This is a genomic window from Spirosoma profusum, assembly GCF_014699005.1.
GTDB lineage: Bacteria > Bacteroidota > Bacteroidia > Cytophagales > Spirosomataceae > Spirosoma > Spirosoma profusum.
This window is the reverse complement of sequence record NZ_JACWZY010000011.1, coordinates 119,517-143,323: the sequence shown is the minus strand read 5'-3', so window position 1 is coordinate 143,323 and position 23,807 is coordinate 119,517. Positions and strand designations below refer to the sequence as shown.

General features: G+C 48.8%; 19 protein-coding genes. 10 read left to right on the top strand and 9 right to left on the bottom strand.

The annotated features are described in order from the left end of the window. Window positions 1-5: 5 nt before the first annotated feature. A complete protein-coding gene (locus IC229_RS14965) occupies window positions 6-4,175 on the bottom strand; it encodes a hybrid sensor histidine kinase/response regulator transcription factor (RefSeq protein WP_190887798.1) in 4,170 nt (1,389 codons plus the stop codon). Window positions 4,176-4,492: 317 nt separating this feature from the next. Between IC229_RS14965 and IC229_RS14960 the strand changes: the two genes are divergently transcribed. From IC229_RS14960 to IC229_RS14950, 3 genes are all read left to right on the top strand, one after another. Further along, entirely contained in the window at window positions 4,493-4,846 is a 354-nt protein-coding gene (locus IC229_RS14960; RefSeq protein ID WP_190887797.1) for a YciI family protein, read from the top strand. A gap of 195 nt (window positions 4,847-5,041) precedes the next feature. Then, window positions 5,042-5,671, top strand: coding sequence for a CPBP family intramembrane glutamic endopeptidase (locus IC229_RS14955; RefSeq protein WP_190887796.1), 630 nt, complete (start codon window positions 5,042-5,044; stop codon window positions 5,669-5,671). Further along, the gene (locus IC229_RS14950; protein WP_190887795.1) at window positions 5,671-6,927 is read left to right on the top strand and encodes an RNA polymerase sigma factor; all 1,257 of its coding nucleotides are present in this window, start codon (window positions 5,671-5,673) and stop codon (window positions 6,925-6,927) included. Before IC229_RS14955 ends, IC229_RS14950 begins: the two co-directional genes overlap by 1 nt. A 192-nt stretch (window positions 6,928-7,119) precedes the next feature. On the opposite strand, the gene IC229_RS14945 is transcribed toward IC229_RS14950, so the two are convergent. Continuing rightward, entirely contained in the window at window positions 7,120-8,862 is a 1,743-nt protein-coding gene (locus tag IC229_RS14945) for a tail fiber domain-containing protein (protein ID WP_190887794.1), read from the bottom strand. Between the two features lie 85 nt (window positions 8,863-8,947). After that, window positions 8,948-10,654: a tail fiber domain-containing protein gene (locus tag IC229_RS14940; protein ID WP_190887793.1), complete on the bottom strand. Its 1,707-nt coding sequence runs from the start codon at window positions 10,652-10,654 to the stop codon at window positions 8,948-8,950. A 205-nt stretch (window positions 10,655-10,859) separates the two neighbouring features. Between IC229_RS14940 and IC229_RS14935 the strand changes: the two genes are divergently transcribed. From IC229_RS14935 to IC229_RS14920, 5 genes are all read left to right on the top strand, one after another. Next, window positions 10,860-12,290 carry an FG-GAP repeat protein gene (locus tag IC229_RS14935; RefSeq protein WP_190887792.1) on the top strand — a complete coding sequence of 477 codons (1,431 nt, stop codon included), beginning with the start codon at window positions 10,860-10,862 and terminating at the stop codon, window positions 12,288-12,290. A 73-nt stretch (window positions 12,291-12,363) separates the two neighbouring features. Continuing rightward, window positions 12,364-12,489 (top strand): hypothetical protein, encoded by a 126-nt coding sequence (locus IC229_RS35730; RefSeq protein ID WP_262893390.1) that lies wholly within the window; start codon window positions 12,364-12,366, stop codon window positions 12,487-12,489. Between the two features lie 227 nt (window positions 12,490-12,716). Further along, window positions 12,717-15,116, top strand: coding sequence for a T9SS type B sorting domain-containing protein (locus tag IC229_RS14930; protein WP_223834002.1), 2,400 nt, complete (start codon window positions 12,717-12,719; stop codon window positions 15,114-15,116). A 101-nt stretch (window positions 15,117-15,217) separates the two neighbouring features. Continuing rightward, window positions 15,218-15,460: a hypothetical protein gene (locus IC229_RS14925; protein ID WP_190887791.1), complete on the top strand. Its 243-nt coding sequence runs from the start codon at window positions 15,218-15,220 to the stop codon at window positions 15,458-15,460. A 205-nt stretch (window positions 15,461-15,665) separates the two neighbouring features. Further along, entirely contained in the window at window positions 15,666-16,910 is a 1,245-nt protein-coding gene (locus IC229_RS14920; RefSeq protein ID WP_190887790.1) for a L,D-transpeptidase family protein, read from the top strand. Here IC229_RS14920 and IC229_RS14915 read toward each other — a convergent pair. After that, window positions 16,838-17,599, bottom strand: coding sequence for a murein L,D-transpeptidase catalytic domain family protein (locus IC229_RS14915; protein ID WP_190887789.1), 762 nt, complete (start codon window positions 17,597-17,599; stop codon window positions 16,838-16,840). The genes IC229_RS14920 and IC229_RS14915 overlap by 73 nt on opposite strands. Before the next feature lie 105 nt (window positions 17,600-17,704). Between IC229_RS14915 and IC229_RS14910 the strand changes: the two genes are divergently transcribed. Further along, on the top strand, window positions 17,705-18,445 hold the full coding sequence (locus tag IC229_RS14910) for an EcsC family protein (protein ID WP_190887788.1): 741 nt from the start codon (window positions 17,705-17,707) through the stop codon (window positions 18,443-18,445). A gap of 71 nt (window positions 18,446-18,516) precedes the next feature. On the opposite strand, the gene IC229_RS14905 is transcribed toward IC229_RS14910, so the two are convergent. Beyond that, on the bottom strand, window positions 18,517-18,867 hold the full coding sequence (locus IC229_RS14905) for a hypothetical protein (protein ID WP_190887787.1): 351 nt from the start codon (window positions 18,865-18,867) through the stop codon (window positions 18,517-18,519). Between the two features lie 23 nt (window positions 18,868-18,890). On the opposite strand from IC229_RS14905, the gene IC229_RS14900 reads away from it, so the two are divergent. Then, window positions 18,891-19,892, top strand: coding sequence for a 3-hydroxyacyl-CoA dehydrogenase family protein (locus IC229_RS14900; protein WP_190887786.1), 1,002 nt, complete (start codon window positions 18,891-18,893; stop codon window positions 19,890-19,892). A gap of 193 nt (window positions 19,893-20,085) precedes the next feature. Here the strand turns inward: IC229_RS14900 and IC229_RS14895 are convergent, their stop codons facing one another. The 4 genes from IC229_RS14895 to IC229_RS14880 form a co-directional block, all read right to left on the bottom strand. Continuing rightward, a complete protein-coding gene (locus tag IC229_RS14895; RefSeq protein WP_190887785.1) occupies window positions 20,086-20,232 on the bottom strand; it encodes a 30S ribosomal protein THX in 147 nt (48 codons plus the stop codon). A gap of 67 nt (window positions 20,233-20,299) precedes the next feature. Beyond that, complete coding sequence (dprA, locus tag IC229_RS14890; protein ID WP_190887784.1) at window positions 20,300-21,424, bottom strand: DNA-processing protein DprA; 1,125 nt, start codon at window positions 21,422-21,424, stop codon at window positions 20,300-20,302. 78 nt (window positions 21,425-21,502) lie between these two features. After that, window positions 21,503-23,215, bottom strand: coding sequence for a GMC oxidoreductase (locus IC229_RS14885; protein WP_190887783.1), 1,713 nt, complete (start codon window positions 23,213-23,215; stop codon window positions 21,503-21,505). A gap of 140 nt (window positions 23,216-23,355) precedes the next feature. Next, a complete protein-coding gene (locus tag IC229_RS14880) occupies window positions 23,356-23,715 on the bottom strand; it encodes a MerR family transcriptional regulator (RefSeq protein WP_190887782.1) in 360 nt (119 codons plus the stop codon). Window positions 23,716-23,807 lie beyond the last annotated feature (92 nt).

The following is a 23,807-nucleotide window of genomic DNA, read 5'->3' as shown; positions in this document are numbered from 1 at the left end:
AGCCATTAAACCGACTCTGCCAGTTGATGAATATACTCCGTAGGCGTTTGACCAAATTGAGCGCGGAAGGCACGGCTGAAATATTTAGGATCGTTATAGCCAACGGAAAAAGCAACTTCGGCCACGCTCATTTTTTTCTGTTTTAACAACAGTTCCGCCTTCTTGAGCCGCGTAGTACGTAGCAGATCAATAACCGATAAACCCGTCAGCATTTTTACTTTCCGAAACAGAACCGGCCGACTCATACCCATTTCGCTAACCAGGCTCGTTACGTTGAAATCAGCGTCGGAAAGGTGTGAATTCAGTAAGGTCATCAGTTGCCGGAGGAATTTTTCGTCGGGGTGATCCAGTTCTGGGGCTTCAGGTTGTAGGGAAACGATTCGGTGATACTTCGCTTTTAACTGCTGACGTAGCCGAAGCAAATTCCTTACGCGAGCCTGAAGCAGCATAGGGTGAAACGGTTTCGCTACGTAGTCATCGGCCCTGATTTCCAGACCTGCTAACTGGTTATCCACGGTATCTTTGGCCGTGAGCAAAATCACCGGAATATGACTGGTACGTTCATCCGACTTTAGGCGCTGTGTCAGGGCTAACCCATCCATAAACGGCATCGCCACATCGGTAATAATGATATCGGGCAACAGTTGCGAAGCCTTTTCCCAGGCCTCCAGACCATCTTGAGCCTCAATAATCTGGTACGTTCGTGAAAACAACTCCCGAATGTAGACGCGAATATCTGCCTGATCTTCTACAATCATCAGCAGCGGTTTATCCGCGATCGTGCTAACCTGTGTTTCCAGCAACGTATCATCTGTTGACTCAAACGCCGTTTCCGTTACCAAAGACGGCAACGTAGTAAGGACCGTCGATTGGGCTGAGGGAGGCATCGAATCAGAAGTATTGCTCAGCAGCGGGAGTGTAATGGTGAAGCGCGTAAAGCCCAATTTATCCCGCTCGGCCTCCTGACTTTCTACCGTGATTTGCCCATTGTGTTGCTCAACGATGCTTTTGCTGAGGGCCAAACCAAGCCCAAATCCGGAATCGCGTGTTTTGGCCTGATTGACCTGATAAAATCGGTTGAAAATGTGGTCTAAATCACCGGCTGGAATTCCCACGCCCGCATCTTCAATGATGATAATGGCTTTCTCAATACCATTGCTAGTAAAATCCTGTTGCAGACGTACCGAAATGGTGCTGCCAGCCGGAGTAAACTTGAACGCATTCAGCAAGAGATTATAAATCACTTTCTCCATTTCCCCGGCATCGATCCAGGCGAATAACGTAGCAACCTCCGATTCATTCGTCAGCGTAATCTGGCGCGACCGGGCATAATCCAGAAAAGAGTCGGTGATGGTACGTAGGAAAACCACTACGTCTGTCTGCTGTCGATGTAGCTGAACATTACCCGTCTCATGTTTTCTAAAATCCAGCAGTTGATTCAGTAAACGTAGCAGGCGGTCGGTACTGTTGCGCATCACGGCGACCTGCTTCTGAATAAACGGCTCATCGACGTAGCGTTCGGTCAGGGTTTCGAGCGGCCCGATTACCAGTGTTAACGGTGTACGAATCTCGTGAGCAATCTCCGTAAAGAAATTCAGCTTTGTCTGATGGAGTTCCTGTTGCCTGTTTTTCTCCAGATGTTCGACTTCCAACTCGTGAGCAAGCCGCATCCGACTTCGATTAAAGCCCGACCAGAGACGTAGTAAAATCACAAAAATTACTACGTACAAAGCGTAAGCCCAGTACGTTTTCCAGAAGGGGGGCAGCACCGTAATCACCAGTTCCAGTGGCTTCCTGGCCCACACCTCATCGTTATTGGCGCCCTTTACCTGCAATACGTAGTCTCCGGGTTCCAGATTCATGTACAAGGCTCTGGGTTCACTGACGTAATTCCAGTCGTTATCAAAGCCTAAAAGCTTATAAGCGTAGCGGTTTTTGGCCGAGTTGATGAAGTTAAACGCAGCAAAATCCAGCGAAAATACGTTCTGGCGGTGCGTGAACGTGAGTCCCTGCTTATCGTCGAACACAACCGGGCTTTGACCAGACGGAAGATTCGTGACCTGCTCGTTAAACAAACGTAACTGCGTGAAAGCCAGCAAAGGAGCTTTGTTGTTCCGGCGAATACTGTCCGGGTGAAAACGAACGATGCCGTTATAGCCACCGAAATACAGGTACCCACGTGTATCCTGATACGTCGAATTTGGGGTGAATTCTTTGCAGATCAACCCATCATTTTTATTATACCGAATGAAGGATTCCTGCTGTGGATCGAACTGGACCAGCCCTTTGTCGGTACTGATCCATAACCAGCCCCGGCTATCTTCCTGAATACCCATGACCGAATTGCTGGGCAGACCTTGTTTGCTGGTGATGTGTTTAAACGTACGCCCATCGGGAAGCAGCAGGTTCAGACCATTATCCCGAGTACCAATCCAGAGCCGATGGTACTGATCTTCAAAAAAACAACTGATGTGATTGCTGCTGATGGACGTAGCATCGTCATCACGGTGGATAAACCGGATAAATTCGTCTTTGCCATCCATTTTTCGGTTTAGCCCACCCATAGTCCCCACCCATAAAGCACCCTGACTGTCGATCAGTAACGTAGTAATACTGTTGGCACTGAGAGAAGTTTTTTGCGAAGCCTGATGAACCAACGACACAAATGAGCGCGTAATCGGATCATATCGGCAAAGGCCGCCCTGATTGATTGCAACCCATAACGTTCCCTGTTTATCCCGTTTGAGATCATAAATACGGTCATTCGGCAGTGAGCGCGGGTTTGTCGGTTCGTGCAGGAATTGCGTAATGACCTGCCGACGCACATCCAGGTAATTTAGCCCCTTAATCGTGCCAATCCACAAGCCTTTTGTGCCATCAGCCAGCAGGCATTTCACCTTATCGTTCGACAGCGACTGCGCATTTTTAGGGTCGTGTTTGAAGTGCCGGGCAATCGTCTGATTATTGTTGACCAAAAGTAGGCCCTTATCCTCCGTCCCCAGCCATAATTGACGTGGATTTTGTGCTGGCAGAATGGAACTGGCAATTTTAAAGGGCATTCCCCCCAATCGATCAAGCGGGCGAAACGAACCAAACTGCCGGGCCAGTGGACTGTACATATCCACCCCACCATAATACGTACCGACCCAGAAGGAACCGTCCCGGTCCTGAAAAAGTGAACGTATCGAATTGTCGCTCAGTGAGCCAGGGTCAGCGGGCTGATTGGTCAACGTTTTGAACCGGTTGCCGTCCTGTGCGATAATGTACAGCCCCGACATGGTACCGACCCAAAAACTCCCTTTTCCGTCAGGCTGAATGGTCCGTACGGTCTGCATACTTAAATCCAGTCCAGCCGCAGGATGCCACGAAACAACGTGCCCTGTCCGCTTATCGAATATAGCAATGCCTTTACGTTCGGTACCGACCCACAACCGTCCGGATTGGTCTTCGGCAATGGCATTGACGCCGTTCGAGACATCGTGGTAAATCGAATCGGCAGGAGCCAGAAAATAATTAGTTAGCTGAAACTGGCCGGATTTCATCGGCCGAAGTCTGGTTAAGCCAGCCGACGTACCGACCCAAAGAGTATGTTCCCGGTCCTGATAAATTGTTCGGATATACGCTTTCGATAGGTCAAGCGGGTTTTTCGTCAGCGTTTTGATGGGTTGATACTGATTAGGATTTTTCGGGTGTAGCCGATAGAGTCCGTGCAACGTACCGACCCAGAGCTGTTGCTGGTGATCTTCGAAAAGGCTGGTAATATTGGAATCAGGCAACGTAGCAACTCGGCTGTCTGCGAACGAAATCCGCTCGAAATCATCCTGTAGCGGTCTATATCTGGTTAGCCCTCTGCTGGTGCCGACCCATAACTGACCCCGCTTATCGACCAGTAAACCGTTGATCGTATTGGATGGAAGGCTATTTTTTTTGCTGCCCTGTGTATTGTAAACCGCAACCCGGTGTGAATCAAATCGATTCAGTCCGTCGCGGGTGCCGAACCACATAAAGCCTTTGGTGTCCTGCGTAATGGCATACACACTGCTTTGCGACAAACCCTCCTCAACCGAGAGATGACTAAAGGTCTGTAGCTCAGACTGGCAAACCGCAACCGGACGTAGAGAAAAGCTATAAACCGCCCACAGACCGGAAAAAAGGATGGTTTTTGTAAAGCTCATGGTCGCATACGGGTATGGGTTAAACCTGAATTGTTCTGCTGAATGATGGTACAATTCAAATACAAAATGCGAGTACAGCGATGTTTTTACTCGGAAGTTGTTTAACGTTTCGAGTAAGTTTTTTTTGTCATGCTGACGAAGGAAGCATTTAAGGTCTCAATACATGAGGTCAAGGGTACCCTAAGATGCTTCCTTCGTCAGTATGACAAAAACGACTCAGAAAATTTTTGAATTTTTTTCAGATGCGTGTCCGATTTGGGCATTCTCATTCGTCTTAGTGACGAAAACCAATTAATCACCCTAACTAATCAAGTACAATGGACAAGTTCATGCTCGTTTTTTACTCCCCTTATTCGCAGGAATTGGCTTATATTGAGCAATCTCCAGAAGCCATTCAGGCCGAAATTCAGAAGTGGAACAACTGGATTGGCGGACTGGCGGCACAAGGCAAAATGCTAGGTACTGATGCGCTGGCACCCGTCGGTAAAGTCATGAAGAAAGGAGGGCAGGTGGTCACAGACGGGCCATTTACCGAGGGAAAAGAGATTGTTGGCGGCTATATGCTCCTGACAGCGGCCAGCCTGGACGAAGCCGTTGAACTGGCAAAAGGATGCCCTATGTTCGATATGGACGGCACTGTTGAGGTTCGGCCTATTATCAACTTCGAGTAAAACGGTAACCGTGTCCTCATTCATGGTGGATGAGGACACGGTTCTGCTATGAACCGGACGTGCCTCAGCATGACAAAGACAATTACGTTTAAACCACTCATTAACTATTTGTGGATTACTGGTGTGCTTGGTGCATAATCCGTAAATTGTGATTCACAGTACGTTTGTTGGGAAGTTCTAAACGTTGTTGGCAGCATGGCGACATTGATCAATCAAGCCATTTCGGCGGTGCTTCAGGTAGCATTGTTTACATTGATTCCGTTTTTGTTTTTTCTATTCCGACGTAACAAACAAATCACTTTTGGGCAATACATTGGTTTCTATAACCCGACCCGAAAATCCATGCAGTACACGTTTGCTACGTTGCTGTTGTTTCTGGCGGTTGGCGTCGGCTTTGCCTTTTTGGACGACGGTATCCGACAGGCCGTTACGTCTCCCAAAAGCGTTACGGGGCAACTTCGTCAGATGGGTTTTTCGGTCGAGTCGGTTACTACGTTGTTACTAATCGCGCTGATTAAAACGTCGCTTTCGGAAGAGATTTTCTTTCGGGGATTTATTGCCAAACGGCTGATAGCCAGTCTTGGATTTAACGTAGGTAACGTAGCACAGGCGGTAATCTTTGGCTTAGTACACCTGCTTTTATTCTGGCTGATTGTCAAATCGTCGCCGTTTACGCTGGTTTTCTTCTTTCTCTTTTCGGGATTCGCCGGCTGGCTAATTGGTTACATCAAGGAAAAATTCGCCAATGGCAGCATCATTCCAGGCTGGATGGCGCATGGTTTAGGCAATACGTTGTCGTACGCAATCATCGCCTTTTTACTGTAATGCCGCCTTCCGATTCAAGTCAGTTGGTTGACCACCTGTTTCGTCACGAGGCCGGACGTATCGTGTCTGTGCTGACCTGTATGCTGGGTTTCGACCGAGTCGATCTGGCGGAGGACGTCGTGCAGGATACCATGATGCAGGCGCTACGTAGCTGGTCCTTTCAGGGAATTCCCGATAACCCAAGCGCCTGGTTGTATCGGATCGCCAAAAACAAGGCACTGGACGTAGTACGGCGCGAAAATCGATTCCGGCAAATTAGCCCGGATGTTGACTACCTGCTTCAGCAGGAAGCCACAGAAGCCATGAATCAGCCCGTGTTTTTCGACGATGATCTCACCGACAGTCAGTTACAGATGCTGTTTGCCATCTGTCACCCGGCTATTGGGGTCGAGTCGCAGATGGCGATGTGCCTGAAAATTCTGTGCGGCCTGAGCGTTCGGGAGATTGCCAGCGCTTTTCTGACGACCGACGAAACCATCGCTAAACGTATTTATCGGGCAAAAGAAAAAATCAGGCAGGAAGCCATACAACTCGAAGTGCCCGCCGGAAATCAGCTCGTTGGTCGATTGGATAACGTATTGAGAGTCATTTATCTACTTTTCAACGAAGGCTACAATTCGTCGCAGTCCGACCAACTTATTCGGCGGGATTTGTGCGAAGAAGCCATGCGACTTTGCCTGTTGTTGACCCAAACCCCACGTACTAAATTCCCAGTTGTGGATGCACTGCTGGCGTTGTTCTGTTTTCAGGCTGCTCGTTTCGATGCCCGAACCGACAAGGACGGTGCTATTATACTGCTACCCGATCAGGACCGGAGTCGATGGAATCAGAAACTTATTCAAAAAGGGCAATACTACCTGGACCGGTCGGCTGAAGGAGAGCAGTTTAGCGATTACCATTTCGAAGCTGGTATTGCCATGCAGCACTGCATTGCTGCTACGTATGAAGCCACCGATTGGCTGACCATTCTCCAGTATTATGATTTATTGTTGAAGCAAACGGCTACACCGGTTGTTGCCCTGCACCGTACGGTAGTGGTCGCAAACGTACATGGACCCCAGCAGGCGCTTACCGAAGCTTTGGCATTGTCAGGGTTGTATACCATGCAGTATTACCACGCAATTTTGGGCGATTTATACGAACAGAATTATCAGATAGAACTCGCCCAAAACCATTATAAACGAGCCATTGACCTTACTACGGCTTCCGCCGAAAAGGACCTTCTACAAAAGAAACTAAACCGATTTTCCGGCTGAGTTGTAGCCTGGCCAGGCTATAAATTAACGTATTGCTGACGCGCGGGGCTTCGACAGGCTCAGCCTGACAGTATACTTGAATTTGTTGACTCAAACTGGTTTGTCAGGCTGAGCCTGTCGAAGTCCCGCGCGTCAGCAACGTTCTGTAAAAGAGTTAGTTAACTGGCCAATTAATCCATTATTCATGTTGACTTATCGCGCTACCCGGTAAGCGCTACGTTGCCGTTTCGCCAGTAAGATCGATTCTAGGGCGTCCAGTCGTTTTTCGGATTGTGCAATTCGATTTGCCTGGGTGCTACGTTCGGTTTTTAACGCTTTTATTTCGGCTTTTAGTTGCTCATTTTCACGTGCTAATGCCTGTACCGCCGTCAGCGTAAGGCCCTCAATATCCTGCGTGGTTATCAGCTTATCTGAACCGACTGTTCCATACGTATCACGCCCAAACAAACTGAAAAACTCCTGCGCCATCGGTCCGTAATGCCGGATGCCCCGCTGGCCTTTGTAGTTCCACATAGTGAGTTTCATACCACTAATTTTCCGGAGTAGATCGGGTCCATCAATAGGGAGAAATAGTTCTTTTCGGGTCGAGTCGGAAAGGGTTGCCCAGGACGTACCTCCCGCCGTTAGCGAGACGCCTGCCGTGGGTACGCCTGAGCCATTGACGGCAGTAACCATACGGAAGCCGCCGGTGAATCGTGCTGTGTACTGATTGGCTGTTGTACTGGTGATGGTCGTGGTGCTGTTGTCGCCTAAAATAAACGCGCCAGCAAAGTTGTTGGTGGATGCTTTATACCCCATCGCCACCGACCGTTGCCCAAGCGCGGAGCTAGATTCACCAATTGTGACCGCAGATATACCCTGGCTGATGTTACTCAGTCCAATGGCGACACCATTGGCCGAGATGGCCGTATTAGATTCGCCAAGTGCCAGAGCCGCTTCGCCAAGCGCCCGGTTTTGCAAGCCAATGGAACTGGCTCCCACGGCCGATGTAGAATTCTGCCTGCCCAGGGCCAGAGAAGCATCGCCAGCCGCTCGATTATTGTCACCCATTGAAAGGGAATAATCATCGATGGCCGTATTGCTTCTTCCAGCCGTGATGGCAGCGAACGCGGAATTATTGACAAAATTGTCTCTGCCTAATGCGACTGACGAGGTGCCATCTACGTCATTTTGATGCCCCAGTGCTGCTGAACTCGCCCCTGAAACCTCATTTTGATAACCGGCTGCAAAGGTGAAAAATCCTTCCCCGGTCTGACTTTGGTTAAGCATACCCGCCCGGAAGGAACTTCTGTACGTATCGAACGAAAATCCACTTCCAAACGCGTTGACAATAAATGCATTAGGATCCGAATTTTCCTGAATAAGCGCCCGCCACTTTATCCGAAACCCAGAACCCGCATTTGCATCATTGTCGGTTATGAACGAAAACCTGGCAGTAGTCCCAGTAACAATCAGTTTCAATCCAGCCCAGTCACTGCCCGACAGCGGGTAGATAACGCTTTTGTTATCTGAATTATGGATAAGCAGACGATCATCAGAATCGGTACCGAATTCTTCGACGGTGAGTTCAATGCCTATTATAACTCCACCGGCCAGGGTTTGGGAATCGATACTTCCCAAATAAACTGTCTGAATACAGGAATAACTAAGTCCGGGTGTGTAGTTCGCATCGCCGTTGGGATCTTTTAAAATCCCGGCCAGCGCTGTCAGGTTCGCTGACGGTGAAACGCAACTTAGGTTGTTAATGCTGGCATTGGGGTCGGTTGTAACGTAACGATATTTCTGCTGAACAAAAAAGTTACCACGGGTATACACTTCGAAATCGTTGGTCGGTTTTACACCCGTTGGCGAATTGATACCGATCTGAGCCAGCAACGTAGTACATGGAGCCAGTAATAAACTCAGTAACAGAGCGTAACGTAGTAATGTATTCATTTCTGGATTCGTTTAGGAATTGTGTGAATGATACGTTTGATAATCAGGCGTTACGTTTGTAGAAAAAACTAAGTTGAACGTAGCGTTACGGACGTAGCGTACTACGTTTCTGGTCGATTGGCAACGTAGCAACTGTTTTGCGTGATTTAGGGAGATTGTTTTCCAGCCGCTGGAACCGGGCTTCCAGAAAATCTTCCTGATTTTTCTGCTCTTTCCTGAGTTGGACAATCTGTTGCTCAAGGCGTTCGGTACGTTTTTTTAAGCCAGCATTTTCGATTTTAAATTGCTCATTTTCACGTACCAATGCCTGTACCGCCGTTAGCGTAAGGCCCTCAATATCCTGTGTAGTTATCAATCTGTCTGTACCAATTGTACCGTGTTCATCACGCCCAAACAAACTGAAAAACTCCTGCGCCATCGGTCCGTAATGCCGGATGCCCCGCTGGCCTTTGTAATTCCAAGTAGTAAGTTTCATTCCTCCAATTTTACGTAGCAAATCGGGGCCATCAACGGGCAGAAACAGTTCTTTTCGGGACGAGTCGGAAAGGGTTGCCCAGGACGTACCACCCGCCGTTAGCGAGACGCCTGCCGTGGGTACGCCTGACGTATTGATGGCTGTTATCATACGGAAGCCTCCCGTAAATCGAGCCGTAAATTGATTCGAATTCGTAGTAGTAGTCACTGCCGTAGTGCTGGTATTGTCGCCCAGAATAAAGGAACCCTGTAATGAATTGGTTGATACCCGCCGACCCATTGCCATGGTATACTGACCGCCAGCAGCGCTATTCCAGCCAATAACGGCACTCTGGTCAGCTGTAGCCGTGTTGGCGGAGCCCATAGTTATTGCTTCAACGCCCTGCGATACGTTCCGGTATCCAATAGCGACGGAACGGCTATCATCAGACCTATTGTTTGTCCCCAACGCAAGGCTGGAATTTGATAGGGCGGAATTGCTGCTGCCTATGGCAACCGATGTCAGGTTTTCACTTACGTTCTTATAACCAATTGCCATCGAATTGGCGGATGCCGCTGTATTGCTATTGCCCAACGTAATGGCGGCTGACGATCCTGTTTTGATAACGTTGTCGATTCCCAGAGCAGCACTTACCGGGCCAAAGACGGTGTTGTATTCACCGATTGCAGCCGATGCCTGTGCATTCACTACGTTGCGGGGCCCGCCCGCCTTAAACCAACCGTCGACAGTATTAAATCGGAGTGTATTGCCCACTTCAACGGGTTGTGTTAATGGTGGATTATCGCCAACCAAGGCTCTCCAGCGCAGCCGAAATCCCTGTCCGATGGTTGCGTCCCCATCTGATAAAAAGGTTACGGTGAGATATTTTCCTGCGAACGTAGTGGTGGGAGGAAGGCTGGTACCGGAAAATGTAAGGCTGGTAATGTCGGTGTTCAGGACAACTTTATCGTCGTTGGCTTCGGTATCCAGTTGCTCAAATGTAATCTCAATGCCTATTACAGCATCGTCGAGTGATAAATTTTGAAAGCAGTTCTGATTGGCTGAGTAAGGACCATCGCCAGATGGGTCTTTCAGAATACCCGCCAGAGGAGATATACTGGCTGGCATAGTGGCACAACTGAGATTATTGACGCTAAGCGCTGGGTTTACCGTTGTGAACTGATATTTCTGCTTCACCACAAAATTATTGCGGCTATAGAATTCGAAATCATTGACTGGCTGGACACTCGTGGGCAGGTTAAAACCCATCTGAGCCAGCAATATAGTGAAAGGAGCCAGACACAGGCTCAGCAGTAGCGTAAGAAGACGTAGCATCATATCTGGAAGAGGTTTAAGTGGCGATAATTTATCGATAACTTCTGGAGATCAGGGAGTTGTCTTATTTAACGGTATTGGTTTTTCTTATTTGGAACGCGTTTGAACTGTATACTTTGCCATTCAGTAAAAAAAGCACCACTCCAACGTAGCCAAAGAGGGTGAAAACGTATCTTCAAGGTGTAATTAACTCAAAACCAACACATTAATGACGCGTACTATTTACATCTTTTTATTCTTATCGCTCCTGCTGAGTCATCCTGCTTCATTTGCTCAGATTGGCATCAGTGGCACTCCACATTCCTCAGCGGTGCTGGACCTACAATCACCGACCAATAATAAAGCGTTTTACCCACCTCGTCTGACCAGTGCTCAGCGTCAGGCAATACCCAACCCGCAACCGGGCGCTTTTGTATACGACTCTGATAAAAGCACCATGTATCTCTACGATGGCCAGAACTGGTTACCCTTGCTCACCACCGATCCTAATCTATTGGCCCCCGCCAGCCGCACTGCCGCCGATGGAGCAACGAATGATCAATTTGGTACAAGCGTAGCCATCTCGGGCGATTATGCTATTATTGGGGCCAATGGCAAAACCATTGGCGGTAAACTTTCGCAGGGTGCTGCCTACATATTCGTGCGGAGTGGTAATAGCTGGAACCAACTGCAGCAACTCACGGCCAATGATGGAGCCGCCAGTGATTTATTTGGTCGTAGTGTAGCCATTTCGGGCGATTATGCCATTGTCGGGGCCCATTTTAAAACCATTAACAGTAGCACGTCGCAGGGAGCCGCTTACGTTTTCCTGCGATCGGGCAACAATTGGAACCTACAGCAGCGCCTTACCGCCAACGACGGCGCCCCTAGTGACCATTTCGGCTGGAGTGTAGCTATTTCAGGTGATAATGCCATCATCGGAGCCGAAAATAAATTTGTTTTCGGCGTTTCTCAGGGAGTAGCCTATGTGTTTACACGTAGTGGTATCACCTGGACCCAGCAGCAACGACTTACCGCCAGCGATGGAACAGGGGGGGATTATTTCGGTAGTTGTGTAGCCATCTCGGGCGATTATGCCATTGTCGGGGCTCCCAGCAAAGCTATTAGTCCTAACACTAATCAGGGAGCCGCCTATATGTTTGTGCGGGGGGGCGGCACCTGGACCCAGCAACAGCGATTCGTCGCTAACGATGGGGCGGCTAACGATCACTTCGGTAACGCAGTAGCCATTTCGGGCGATTATGCTATTGTCGGCGCAGCTAATAAAACTGTTAATAGCAATTCTGCCCAGGGAGCGGCTTATGTGTTTGCACGAACTGGTAGTACCTGGAATCAGCAGCTTCTTACCGCCAACGACGGTGTGGCCAATGATGACTTCGGTACAAGCGTTTCAATATCAGGGGATTATGCAGTCATCGGGGCTGCCAGTAAAACCATTGGTAGTAATCAGTATCAGGGAGCTGCCTACGTATTCAAGCGTTCCGGCAGTAGCTGGATTCGGCAGCAAAGCGTGACCGATAATAGCACATCCGATACGTTTAATGGTTCGTCAGTTGGGTTATCCAATGGTACGTTCATCATCGGCGGACCCGGTTTTCAAAACAATCGGGGTAAAGTTGCTTTTGGTACGGTTAATTGAGATTTCACTACGTTCCTGAACACGCGAGCCAACGTAGTGAAAGGTAACCTTCAGAAATCGTTATCTTTACCGCATGAATGAGCGGTTCAAATATTGGCTCAAGCGCGTCGGCTGGGTGGGCTTTCTGTTTTTTCTGATCAAGGGCCTGTTGTGGATTCTGATTCCGTACCTCATTGCCCGCGGGGTGTTTTCTAAGTAACTATAAGAGTTATAGAGTTGTAGGGTTGTAAAGTTGGCTTCGCATGCGGTAAAACTTTATAACTCGTTTTAATGCAACAGTTTCCATGCTGCATACGTACTGTTACTACGTAACCGAATACTAAGTCATTTGCTGTAACCAACCCATACATCCTGTAAATCTGAGTATATTCAGAGTTTAATTCTGTAACGCTTACTGAACTAGTCTGGTAATCCATCCTTGGTAGTATGCTAGCGGTTGATGTTAACAAGCCCCAGGAATTTCTGGTATACCTGATTCTGGCAATTGGTTTGCTGGTATCGGTCGACCTACGGGCTATTCATATCATTGGGGGCGACATCAGTATGCGGGCGGTAGGGGCTACCCCAGGACTGTTCAGGATACAACTGAATCAATATTGGGATGAAACTCAGATCGGTACGGGAAATCAGGACCCAACCGTTACGATGCTGGTTTACCGGAAAAATAACCCACGCCTGATTGACCGTATCGAGATTAGTTTACAGGAAAAGGTACCACTGACATTCGATAATCTCGCCTGTGCCGAGTTCCGTAAGCTTAGCTTCACCGAAGCCCGCTACTACGCAACGTATCAGTTCAACGTCAGTCAGTATACCGATCCGGGCGGTTATTATGTCGTTTGGGAGCGTTGCTGCCGAAACGATGGCCTGACCAATGTCCGGGCATCGACTGTTAATGGAGTGGCCATGACGTTTTATCTTGAATTTCCGCCTATGGTCAAAAACGGCGGGAATTTCATCAATTCATCCCCCGATTTCCGGCTACCCAACGGCGATTACATCTGTATCAACAAACCCTTTACATTCAATGCCAGTGCCGTTGATGCCGATGGCGACCAGTTGCGTTATTCGCTCGTAACACCCCTCAATGGCTATACTAATAAAAACAACCCGTTCGGCGTAGAGACAGCCCGGACCAGTTATCCGGCTATAAATTGGGGAACGGGTTACAGTCTGACGAACGTCATTCCAGGTAAGCCACCTCTAAGTGTCAATCCCAATACCGGTTTGCTGTCGATCAGGGCATCTACGGAAGGATTGTATCTATTTACAGTTCAGGTCGAAGAGTTCCGGAATGGAGAACGTATTGGCCTGGTGCGTCGGGATTTTCAGTTACCAGTGGTCGATTGCTCTAAAAATACGCCACCGGCGGCCGTAGTGTCGGCTAATGGGAAGAGAGCAATTGACATGGCCTGGTGTGGAAGCCAGCCGCTGGTATTGTCGGTTGAGAAAAATTCGGCCTGGGCGTATCAGTGGCAGAAAGATGGCGATAACATCAGTGGGGCTACGTCCGATACGTTGCGGGTGCGTGACTCAGGTGTGTATACCGTTGTGAAAAGCCGCGCCAATGCCTGTGCCAACGATACTACGTCGCAGGGCATCAAAATTACGTTCGTAACGGCGCCAGCAGTTAAACTATCGCTGTCGGCTACAAAACCGTACTGCACCGGTGATACGTTGACACTTCAGGCTCAGGGGCAGCCCAATTATGTGTATCGCTGGCAACGCGATGGGAAAGATATGACGGGTGAAATTCAATCCCGACTTCGGGTTTATCAGTCAGGAAAGTATGAGGTATTTGCCAAACCGACACAAGCCGTTTGTGAAGGTCAGGATACCTTGAGTATAACGGTTAATCCGCGTCCTGTAGCGAAAATCAGTGCGCCCGTACTGGCTTTCTGCCCAACCGATTCGGTGCTGATTACCGCCACGGAATCTCCCGGAAACAGCCTCGCCTGGCAGTATAACAACACTCGACAGACCAATCAGACCGACCGGTTTGTGGCCCATCAGCCGGGTGTTTATCGACTGGTTGTGACGGCGCCAACGGGTTGTACGGCTGGCTCCGAATCGCTGACATTGACTCAGTATGCCCAACCTGTAGCGCAACTTGATTCCATTCCGTCTTTTTGTTTTGGCTATACCCGAACGGTTACGTTACGTGGCCAGCCAGCAGGCGGAGTCTACACCGGCCCCGGTGTTTCCGGCGCTAGTTTCGACCCAAGTCAGGCTGGACCGGGGCATCATACCATTACGTATACCTATACGTCCGACAAAGGCTGCCGTGCTGAAAAAAACAGACAGGTAGAGGTGTCGGGCGGACTGAATCTGACGGGGCAGGAGACGTATCGGATTGTAAAAGGACGTAGTGTTCAGCTCGTTACGAAGGTCAACGAACCCGTCAGCCGCTACGTCTGGAACCCGCCTGCTGCCCTTAGTCAGGCCAACGTAGCAAGTCCCGTAGCCAGCCCGGAAGTAACGACGCCGTATCGAGTGACGGCGATTACGGCGATAGGTTGCTCGGCCACCCTGGCGGTAGAGGTCGAAGTGATTGAGCCACTATATATTCCATCAGCGTTTTCGCCCAACGGCGATGGACAGAACGACGAATGGATTATTCCCAATGCTACGTCGTTTCCGCAGTGCGAAGTGTTTATTTACGACCGTTGGGGCGAGTTGATTTTCTACTCAAAAGGCTATGCCAAAGCCTGGGATGGGACGTATCATCAGGAGTTTGTTCCATCGGGTGTCTATACGTATCAGATACGTACCAACGCTGAACCGCTCTTCACTACGTATCGAGGCCAGATAACGGTTATTCGTTGACGTAATTATGCTACGTCGTTTTAACTAATTGAACTGATTTTACATAAAACAATACGTTCGCTGGCTGGTTAAAGTTTGTATAAAAACAGCGCAATAACGTTATGGAAAATCAAGATAAAGAAGACATCATCAGAGCCAAACAGGCCATTTCGCCAGCAGGACTGGCCAATCAGTCGGTTGAAGGAACCAGTGGCATAGGTAGCGAGATTGACCCCGAAGAACTGGCACCCGACGCACTGGAAGAGGAATATATGGACGGCGACGAACTGAGCGCCAATGTGCGTATGACGCATCCGAACCGCAATCCGGATAAACCAGATATTGATAAACCAGCGTATAGCTAAGCACGTAATCAGGGTGACTCACAACGAGTTGCCCTTTTTTATGGCCAATATAGACCCCGACAGTCTATGGCTATCGGAGTTGCCGGATGGTATGTAGTTAGTCGCTGGAGTGACTCTGACAGTCAGAGACTGTCAGGGCCTTGCTTAACCAATCATTCAATTTCTACGTTATACGGATGAAGTAATTCATTCACGACAACGACTAATGGACAATATTGATAAGCGAAAGATTGTGATAGGGGCTGCTATCGTGGTGGGCCTGTTTGTCCTGATCTTTTTAGGAAAATGGCTGATTCGAAAGCGCGAGGCTACCAAAGAAGCTGCCCGGCTTGAGCAGGTGCGCAAGGAAAAACAGAAACAGGCCGAAGCCGAAGCCAGACAAACCCGGCTGCTGTTTCATCAGGTCTGCCAGTACGCCGACTCAGTCGGAATAGATACCAGCCGCTACGTTAACGCTTCGAAACGTGGGGCTCTGGAAACCGAAGAAACAATGCGGCAATTGCTGCTGGAAGCGCGCTACGGCAAAAAACCATCGCGTCTGGAATTTAGTGGTTTGCAAGAGGCTGTAGATTCGGCCTGGGCCGACAAAGTCAAAACGCTACGTTCCACTCAGCCGCTGATTAGCCTCACTACGTTCAGGCCTTATACTCAACTGGTTGGACACTATAACCGGCTTCGAAAGAAAGGACGTAACAACCCGACGGTGGCCGATTCGCTACGTCTGATTCGGCAGACGCTCAACTTTTACCGATACGTTAATCGCTTCGACCCCGACCGGTTTGTGATGGTGAACATTCCAGCCGGTGAATTGAATGTTTTTGACCGTAACGGAAAACGGTTGTTACCGATGCAGGTAATAACGGGAAAACCCGACCGGAAAACGCCCTGCATGACTACCTATATTCGGGCAATTGTGGCGTATCCATACTGGAACGTACCGCAGAATATTGCGCTGGAGGAAATTTTGCCCCACATAAAACGCGATTTGGCCTATTTGAACAACCAGAACTTTCAGGTTTTGAACGACAAAGGTGTCGAAGTTGATCCCGAAAAGGTTGACTGGGATGAAGTTTCAGAAACGAATTTTCCGTATCGGATTCGGCAGGCGTCGGGTTGCGAGAATTCGCTGGGTTTATTGAAGTTCGAATTGGTCAATCCGCTGGCTATTTACCTCCACGATACCAACAGCCGCGACCTGTTTACACTCACCAAAGATCGCTGGCGGAGTCATGGCTGCGTGCGCGTGCAGAAACCGGTTGAACTAGCCAACCTGGTGCTGGGCGCTGAAACCTTTGATGATGAGTTTATGAACAAATGCCTGATCGACCAGAAACCACGCAGCCTGCCTATTGCGAAACCTTTTCCGGTGTTTATTACCTACAACGTTGCTGACGTTGATGCGGCTGGCAAACTCAAGTTTTTTAAAGACGTGTACGGAGAAGCTAAATAAGCCGATTCTTTCAGGTAATTGGGATTTGGCGAATAAACAAACAGGCAGGAGCCGCCTTTTACGGCCTGAATAATCGCCTTCGAATCGGCGTAAGGAACAGCCGGGCAACCCTGGCTACGACCCAAACGGCCCGTTTTGCGAATGAAATCCTCACACACGTAATCAGCACCGTGCAGTACGATGTTGCGGTTATAGACGTTATCGTTGTAGCCTTTTTCCAGCCCTTTCAATTGCAGCGACAGACCATGACGGCCCATGTACGTATTAAGCGTCTGATAAAACCCTAAACTGCTCTGAAACGATGACTGCGTGTTGGAAAACTGAGTCGGAACCAGGTCGCCGGAGTTGCGTCCGTGTGATACGTATGTATTGAAAAGTAATTTTTTATTGAACAGATCGACCACATACAGACGTTTGTGGTTGGAGGGCTGGCTGAGGTCAACGATAGTCAGCATAGCCTTGCTGGTGTCCATTTTCTGCCAGCCACGCAGCGCATATTCGAATACGTCTCTCTGTAAACCAGACTGTTCCAGATTCAGTTGATCGTATACGGCGAGATGACCGACCGATATATTTTTTTTGAGAGAGGTGGCCGGGACGGCTTTTGCAACGGTACGGGTACTTTTGGATCCGGTGGTGGCAAAATAAACTACGGCAAGAGCCACCAGAAGCAAAAAAATATTCTTCATACAGACAAAAAGCTACGGTAAGGCTTTATGAGGATATGTGAAAGAAACAGAATTACAGGCGTTTTAATTCGATGAAGGTATCACTTTTTCCCGACATTTTCTAACATGAGTGCATACGAAAAATCCGTTCAGGCCGAATTAATTCGCTGGCAGCAGGCCATGCAAAAGCCTCCCTCTGGCTTTGGGCGACTCTCTTCGTCGCTGCAACGGCGCATCAACCGCATTATTCCTAAACGCGTACATGACGTCATTACGGCTACCATCAAACAGATGACCCGAGCCGTGCTGTTCGGAGCCAAATTTTTGACCCGACCACCTGCCGAATCCATGACGTTCATCGAGCGGGAAGCTGCCGTTGCCCGACGTATCGAATTTTACAAAAAGACCAGTGCGGCCGAGGGTGGTGTAACGGGGGCGGGTGGTTTCTGGCTCAGTCTGGCCGACTTTCCGATATTGCTTACCCTGAAAATGAAAATGCTTTTTGAGATTGCCAGCCTGTATGGTTACTCGGTTGAGGATTACCGCGAACGGGTGTATATTCTCTACGTATTTCAGCTGGCTTTTTCGAGTCAGGAGCGTCGGCAGACGGTGTACCAATATATTGCCAACTGGCCCGAACACAGCCGCCAGCTTCCCGATGATATCAACCAGTTTGACTGGCTCACGTTTCAGCAGGAATACCGCGATTACATTGATCTGGCAAAAATGGCTCAACTCATACCCGGCATCGGTGCCGCCGTTGGTATCGTTGTCAACTATCGGCTGGTCAATCAACTGGGTCGAACGGCCATGAACGCCTACCGAATGCGGCTCATCGCCGAGAAAAAAGCACTTCTGACGGAGTAAAGTTTAACTGCAAAGACCGCTAAGGTATTCGCAAAGAGCCACAGAGGGCTTCGCGTAACGTTGCGAATACCTTAGCGGTCTTTGCGGTTAACTAAATACGTAGCCAATAAATTTTCAAATTCATCCAGGTGCGCGTGAACATTCACCAGCATGTCTCTGGATTTCTGAGTTTTGGACTGCAACGCTACGTAGTTTGTGCCTTGAAGAGTCGCTACGTTGTTGTGAATACCGTAAGCAAGCAATTTTCGGAGCAAGAGAAAAATAGTAGTCCATTCAGGCGAATCATGCTGCAAGCCATCTGATTGCTTTTGGGTTTCCCCGGAAGCAATTTTTTTAAAGTAATTTCTCATCATTTCTATCTCTTGTTCAGGAAAGCGTATCGTCATTGCTACGTAGTTCAGCGTAAAAAGGAAAGTTATCAAAAAGCATCAATTAAATGGGACCTATGAATCCGCAGGAAATTGTAATAGGCGTAGTCGGTTTAGGATTGATGGGCTGTAGTATTGCTACGTGTCTGCTTATATCAGGACATCCAGTAGTGGCTCTGGCGCCCATTCCGGATGACTTGTTGCACGCCCGTCAACGTATCGACGAACACCTGGCTCAATCACTGGCAAACGGACTCATTGAACAACAGCCCGAATTTTATACGCAAAACCTCACCATTACAGAAGAGTATAACTCTTTACGTCCCTGCCAACTGGTGATTGAATGTACCATCGAAAATATCGGGATAAAAGATACGGTACTCAATAAAATAGAAGCTGTGGTATCGGTGGATGCGCTGATAACCAGCAATACGTCGGCGATTCCGATCAGTACGTTGCAAAAACTCATTCAGCGTCCCGCGCGTTTTTTCGGCCTGCACTGGACCGAACCGGCGCACACAACTCGTTTTCTCGAAATCATCTGTGGCGATCAGAGCGACGTAACACTTGGTGAGTACTTGTATGAATTGTCGGCACTGTGGGGCAAAGAACCGATTCTGGTACGTAAAGACATCGCCGGATTTATTACCAATCGGCTGATGTACGCCATGTATCGCGAGGCAATCAGTTTGGTCGAGGGGGGATATGCTACGGTTGAGGACGTTGACCGGTCGTGTCGCAACAACGCGGGGTATTATATGACGTTGGTCGGGGTGTTTCGCTGGATGGACCTGACGGGCGTTCCGGCTTATCATACGGTGATGAAAGACTTACTCCCGACGCTTAATAACAGCACGCAGGTACCCGAACTCATCGACCGGATTGTCAGAGAAGGTGGCAAAGGCATTGCGAATGCGAAGGGGTTTCATGAGTATACTCCCGAAGAGGCAAAACTTTGGGAAGAAACGTTCACGGAGTTTACCTACGAAATTCGAAAGCTGGCCCTGAAATATCCGGCAGATGTTGTCAAACGAAAGCTAAACGAAAAACAATTGAAAGACGTAGCACCAGAAAGCTAACCGAACTATTGATGCCTTATTAACGCGAGTTTTGACTATTTCTCTAAATTGATTGATTTTCAGATTCTTACAGGAAGTTTTTTGTCATCCTGACGCAGGAAGGATCTTAACGTCTCCTAACACTTACTAAGGAGATGTTAAGATCCTTCCTGCGTCAGGATGACAAAAATCAGTTAACCATAATTCACGTTAATTACGCTTCCCCTTCGTTTTCCGACGTAGCAGCCGGAGTCGCAACTGGTTTTCCTGCTGTTGATTTAGCCGATTTTTGCGGACGCGTGTTCCCGTACGAACCCATTGAAATTTTCCCTTTCCGAGATTTTTGGTCGCCTTTGCCCATAATTGATAATCTGGTTTACGATTGGATTGGTCCTACGTTGCCTCGAAATTACCCTAATTATCCACAATCATACGTACACAACGGCGTATTTCTTTCCGGGTAACGAACGTACAAATCCCCGGAATTCCAGATTGAGCAGGAGGGAAGCCAGTCGCCCCATCGGAATCTGACTTTGCCAGCTCAATTCATCGATGTGCAAATCCGCTACCGGACGTAGTAGGGCAATAATCTGGCTCTCCTCGTCGGTAATATCTGTTGGTAAAGCTGGCTGATTAATAGATTGTTTTATGGATTTTAAAGGATGCGTTTCCGGCTTATCCCAATTGAGCGCTTCAATAATGTCGCCCGGTTTGGTGTAAATCTGCGCTTTATTCTCCCGAATAAGTTTATTGCAACCCGCTGAGAACGTTTGTGTTAGTTTCCCAGGTACGGCAAATACATCTCGATGGTAATTATTAGCGTATTCAGCCGTAATGAGTGCTCCGCCTTTTGCGGCTGCTTCGACTACCACTACTACGTCGCTCAGACCGGCAATAATGCGATTACGAGCCGGGAATAGATGTGCATCAGGCTTGGTACCCGGCGGACTTTCGGTAAGCAGCCCCCCCAACGTGAGCATATCCTGTGCAGTTTTCTGATGGATGTTCGGGTAAATAATGTCTAAGCCACTAGCCATCACGCCGATCGTAGGCAAATTATTGGTCAGACTGGCACGATGGGCGGCAATATCGATTCCATAAGCCAACCCGCTACTAATCGTTACGTTGAAAGGAACTAAGGCTTCAATAATTTCACTCGTGATACGTCGCCCGTAATCGGTAGCCTGCCGCGTACCGACCAGGCCAAGCGTACGAATCGCATTCAGATCGCCGGAGCCGCGAAAATAGAGGATAGCCGGTGCATCATACAGCGTTTTCAGGCGGTTGGGATACGCTTTGTCGGTATAAAACAGGGACGTAGCACCTAATTTTTCCAGTTGTTTGATGATATGTTCGGCTTCGGATAACGTACTGGTTTTTAAAATGGCACGAGCCGTTACGTTGCCAATGCCCGGAATTTTAACTAGCCGGGACAACGGCGATCGAAAGACATCCGTGGCCGAACCACAATAACTAATCAGTTGACGAATAAGAATGCTTCCCACGCCTGGAATCAGGCTAAGAGCAATTTGATGCTGGGTTTCGGTTGACACAAAAAGCGTAATGAATGGTAAACTAGACAGCGGATTTGGTTGAGACGAAATTCCTTCAACTGGTCATCCGCTGATAGCTTATAAATTCTGCTTTTTAAGTTCGTTGACGGCAAAATCAGCGGCTCGGGCCGTGAGGGCCATAAACGTTAGCGAAGGATTCTGGCAGGCTACCGAGGCAAAAGAAGCCCCGTCCGTAACGAATACGTTTTTAGCTTCCCAAACCTGGTTATGCGCATTAAGCATCGATGTTTTTGGATCGCGACCCATGCGAGCACCGCCCGTTTCGTGAACGGCAAGACCCGGCACGGAGTGGTTATTGTACGTGCTGATGTTTTTCAGTCCGGCAGCCTCGAGCATTTCAGCGGCATCGTTCATCATATCCTTCTGCATGAGATGCTCGTTTTCGCGGAATTTTACGTCGAATATCAACGTCGGTAATCCCCATTTGTCGAGTCGCTCCTTGTTGAGTGTCACCTTATTATCTTCGTAGGGCAAGCATTCAGCGAAACCCATGATACCCATGTTCCAGGGGCCGGGTTGACCCGCTTTTTCCTTCAGGTCAGTACCGAATCCAGCTTCAGCAATAAGCCGCTGCCAGCCCGACCGCGACGCACCACCCTGATAACCAAAACCTCGCAGGTACTCCCGTTTGTCGGTACCAATATTACGATAACGGGGAATGTAAATGCCATTAGCCCGCCGACCGTAGTAATATTTATCGTCGAAGCCCATCCCATCGGCCTGTGCATTGGCTCCCGCCTGAAAATGGTGATCCATGATGTATTTGCCCAACGTACCGCTATCGTTCCCGAACCCATTGGGAAAACGATTCGAAACCGAGTTCATCAGAATAAAATTCGTGGCCATCGCCGACGCATTCAGGAAAATAATCCGGGCGTAGTACTCCGTCGTTTGGTGGGTTTTGGAATCAATCACTCGAACACCCTGGGCGCGTTTTGTTTTCTCATCATACAAAACCTCAGAAACAATACTATCCGGTCGAACAATTAGCCGATTGGTTTTCCTAGCAGCTGGCAACGTAGCAGATAACGTACTGAAATACCCACCATACGGACAACCCTGCGCGCACTTGTTCCGATACTGACATGGAGCCCGGCCAACATCCATATGCACCGGATTAGCTTTCGACAGATTGGCAGTCCGGCCAATGGTGAGCACGCGATTCATTTTGGTTTTCAGTCGATCGCGGACATGCTGCTCTACACAATTCAAATCCATGGGTGGCAAAAATTCACCATCAGGCAACTGCGCCAACCCCTCTTTGGCACCCGAAATGCCCGCAAACCGCTCGACGTAGCTGTACCAGGGAGCCAGGTCTTTATACCGGATCGGCCAGTCGGTACCGAAGCCATCGCGGGCGTTGGATTCAAAATCCATTTCGCTGAATCGGTAACTCTGCCGCCCCCACATGATCGACTTACCACCCAGTACGTCAGGGCGATACCAGGCAAATGGATGAATCTCTTTATAAGGTGCGTTCCGATCGTCGAATGAAAAATCACCGCCCTGTTCGTTGTACGGGCGAACCCGAAAATCGACGGGCTCTTTATCGGTCGGTAGAATGTTACGTCCCCGATGGGCAAATTCCCAGGGCGCTTTCAGGGCGGTAGTATAACCCGTTACGTGCTGAAGATCACGGCCCCGTTCGAGCATCAATACGCGGAGACCTTTTTGCGTAAGTTCTTTAGCGGCCCAGCCACCACTCACGCCCGAGCCAACTACAATGGCATCGAAAGTATTATTGGCCTGTGCTTTCAGATTTAGGTTCATAAGGGTAAGGAGTAGGATGTTCCTGTTATGTACCCTTAAAAGTCTTAAATGGCCGATTATACCTATCAGAAAAAGCCGTGGAAATGAGAACGTAGCACGGGCAAAAGAAGCAAAATCTGGCGTTACATTCCGAAGGGAATCTATTCAGATTCTTCACCAGAATCATCCTGGGGTTTGTCGAGATCGGCGCGCATCTGTTCCAGAAATGATTTGATTTTCTGGAGTTTACCAACGTAGCGAGCGGCTTCCTGACGACGGGCTTCGCGTTGTTTCAGAAATTCGCGGGCACCGGGAAGGGTGTATTTTTGCCGGTCGATTAAATCCAGAATTTCGGTTAGCTGGTCGATGTCGGCCTGGGTGTATACCCGATCTCCGGCGCGGTTTTTCTTCGGCTGAAGGGTCGGAAATTCTTTCTCGTAATACCGGAGTTTAGACGCGTTGATGCCGAACTTCTCCGCTACTTCTTTAATGCCGTAATACAACTTGCCTGGACCTTCCATAGTACAAACTTCCCTAGCTTCGGCCAAACCTGCAAGTTTTGGCGTAATTTTGCAAGACTAGTTGTTAGTCAATAGTCATGAGTCGTCAGAGA

Bases quoted from the DNA above. Each gene is read 5' to 3' on its own strand.
- IC229_RS14950 (WP_190887795.1), top strand. From the start codon at position 5,671: ATGCCGCCTTCCGATTCAAGTCAGTTGGTTGACCACCTGTTTCGTCAC.
- IC229_RS14885 (WP_190887783.1), bottom strand. From the start codon at position 23,215: ATGAACCTAAATCTGAAAGCACAGGCCAATAATACTTTCGATGCCATT.
- IC229_RS35730 (WP_262893390.1), top strand. From the start codon at position 12,364: ATGAATGAGCGGTTCAAATATTGGCTCAAGCGCGTCGGCTGGGTGGGC.
- IC229_RS14895 (WP_190887785.1), bottom strand. From the start codon at position 20,232: ATGGGCAAAGGCGACCAAAAATCTCGGAAAGGGAAAATTTCAATGGGT.
- IC229_RS14940 (WP_190887793.1), bottom strand. From the start codon at position 10,654: ATGATGCTACGTCTTCTTACGCTACTGCTGAGCCTGTGTCTGGCTCCT.
- IC229_RS14920 (WP_190887790.1), top strand. From the start codon at position 15,666: ATGGACAATATTGATAAGCGAAAGATTGTGATAGGGGCTGCTATCGTG.
- IC229_RS14960 (WP_190887797.1), top strand. From the start codon at position 4,493: ATGGACAAGTTCATGCTCGTTTTTTACTCCCCTTATTCGCAGGAATTG.
- IC229_RS14910 (WP_190887788.1), top strand. From the start codon at position 17,705: ATGAGTGCATACGAAAAATCCGTTCAGGCCGAATTAATTCGCTGGCAG.
- IC229_RS14880 (WP_190887782.1), bottom strand. From the start codon at position 23,715: ATGGAAGGTCCAGGCAAGTTGTATTACGGCATTAAAGAAGTAGCGGAG.
- IC229_RS14945 (WP_190887794.1), bottom strand. From the start codon at position 8,862: ATGAATACATTACTACGTTACGCTCTGTTACTGAGTTTATTACTGGCT.
- IC229_RS14925 (WP_190887791.1), top strand. From the start codon at position 15,218: ATGGAAAATCAAGATAAAGAAGACATCATCAGAGCCAAACAGGCCATT.
- IC229_RS14935 (WP_190887792.1), top strand. From the start codon at position 10,860: ATGACGCGTACTATTTACATCTTTTTATTCTTATCGCTCCTGCTGAGT.
- IC229_RS14965 (WP_190887798.1), bottom strand. From the start codon at position 4,175: ATGAGCTTTACAAAAACCATCCTTTTTTCCGGTCTGTGGGCGGTTTAT.
- IC229_RS14915 (WP_190887789.1), bottom strand. From the start codon at position 17,599: ATGAAGAATATTTTTTTGCTTCTGGTGGCTCTTGCCGTAGTTTATTTT.
- IC229_RS14930 (WP_223834002.1), top strand. From the start codon at position 12,717: ATGCTAGCGGTTGATGTTAACAAGCCCCAGGAATTTCTGGTATACCTG.
- IC229_RS14955 (WP_190887796.1), top strand. From the start codon at position 5,042: ATGGCGACATTGATCAATCAAGCCATTTCGGCGGTGCTTCAGGTAGCA.
- IC229_RS14900 (WP_190887786.1), top strand. From the start codon at position 18,891: ATGAATCCGCAGGAAATTGTAATAGGCGTAGTCGGTTTAGGATTGATG.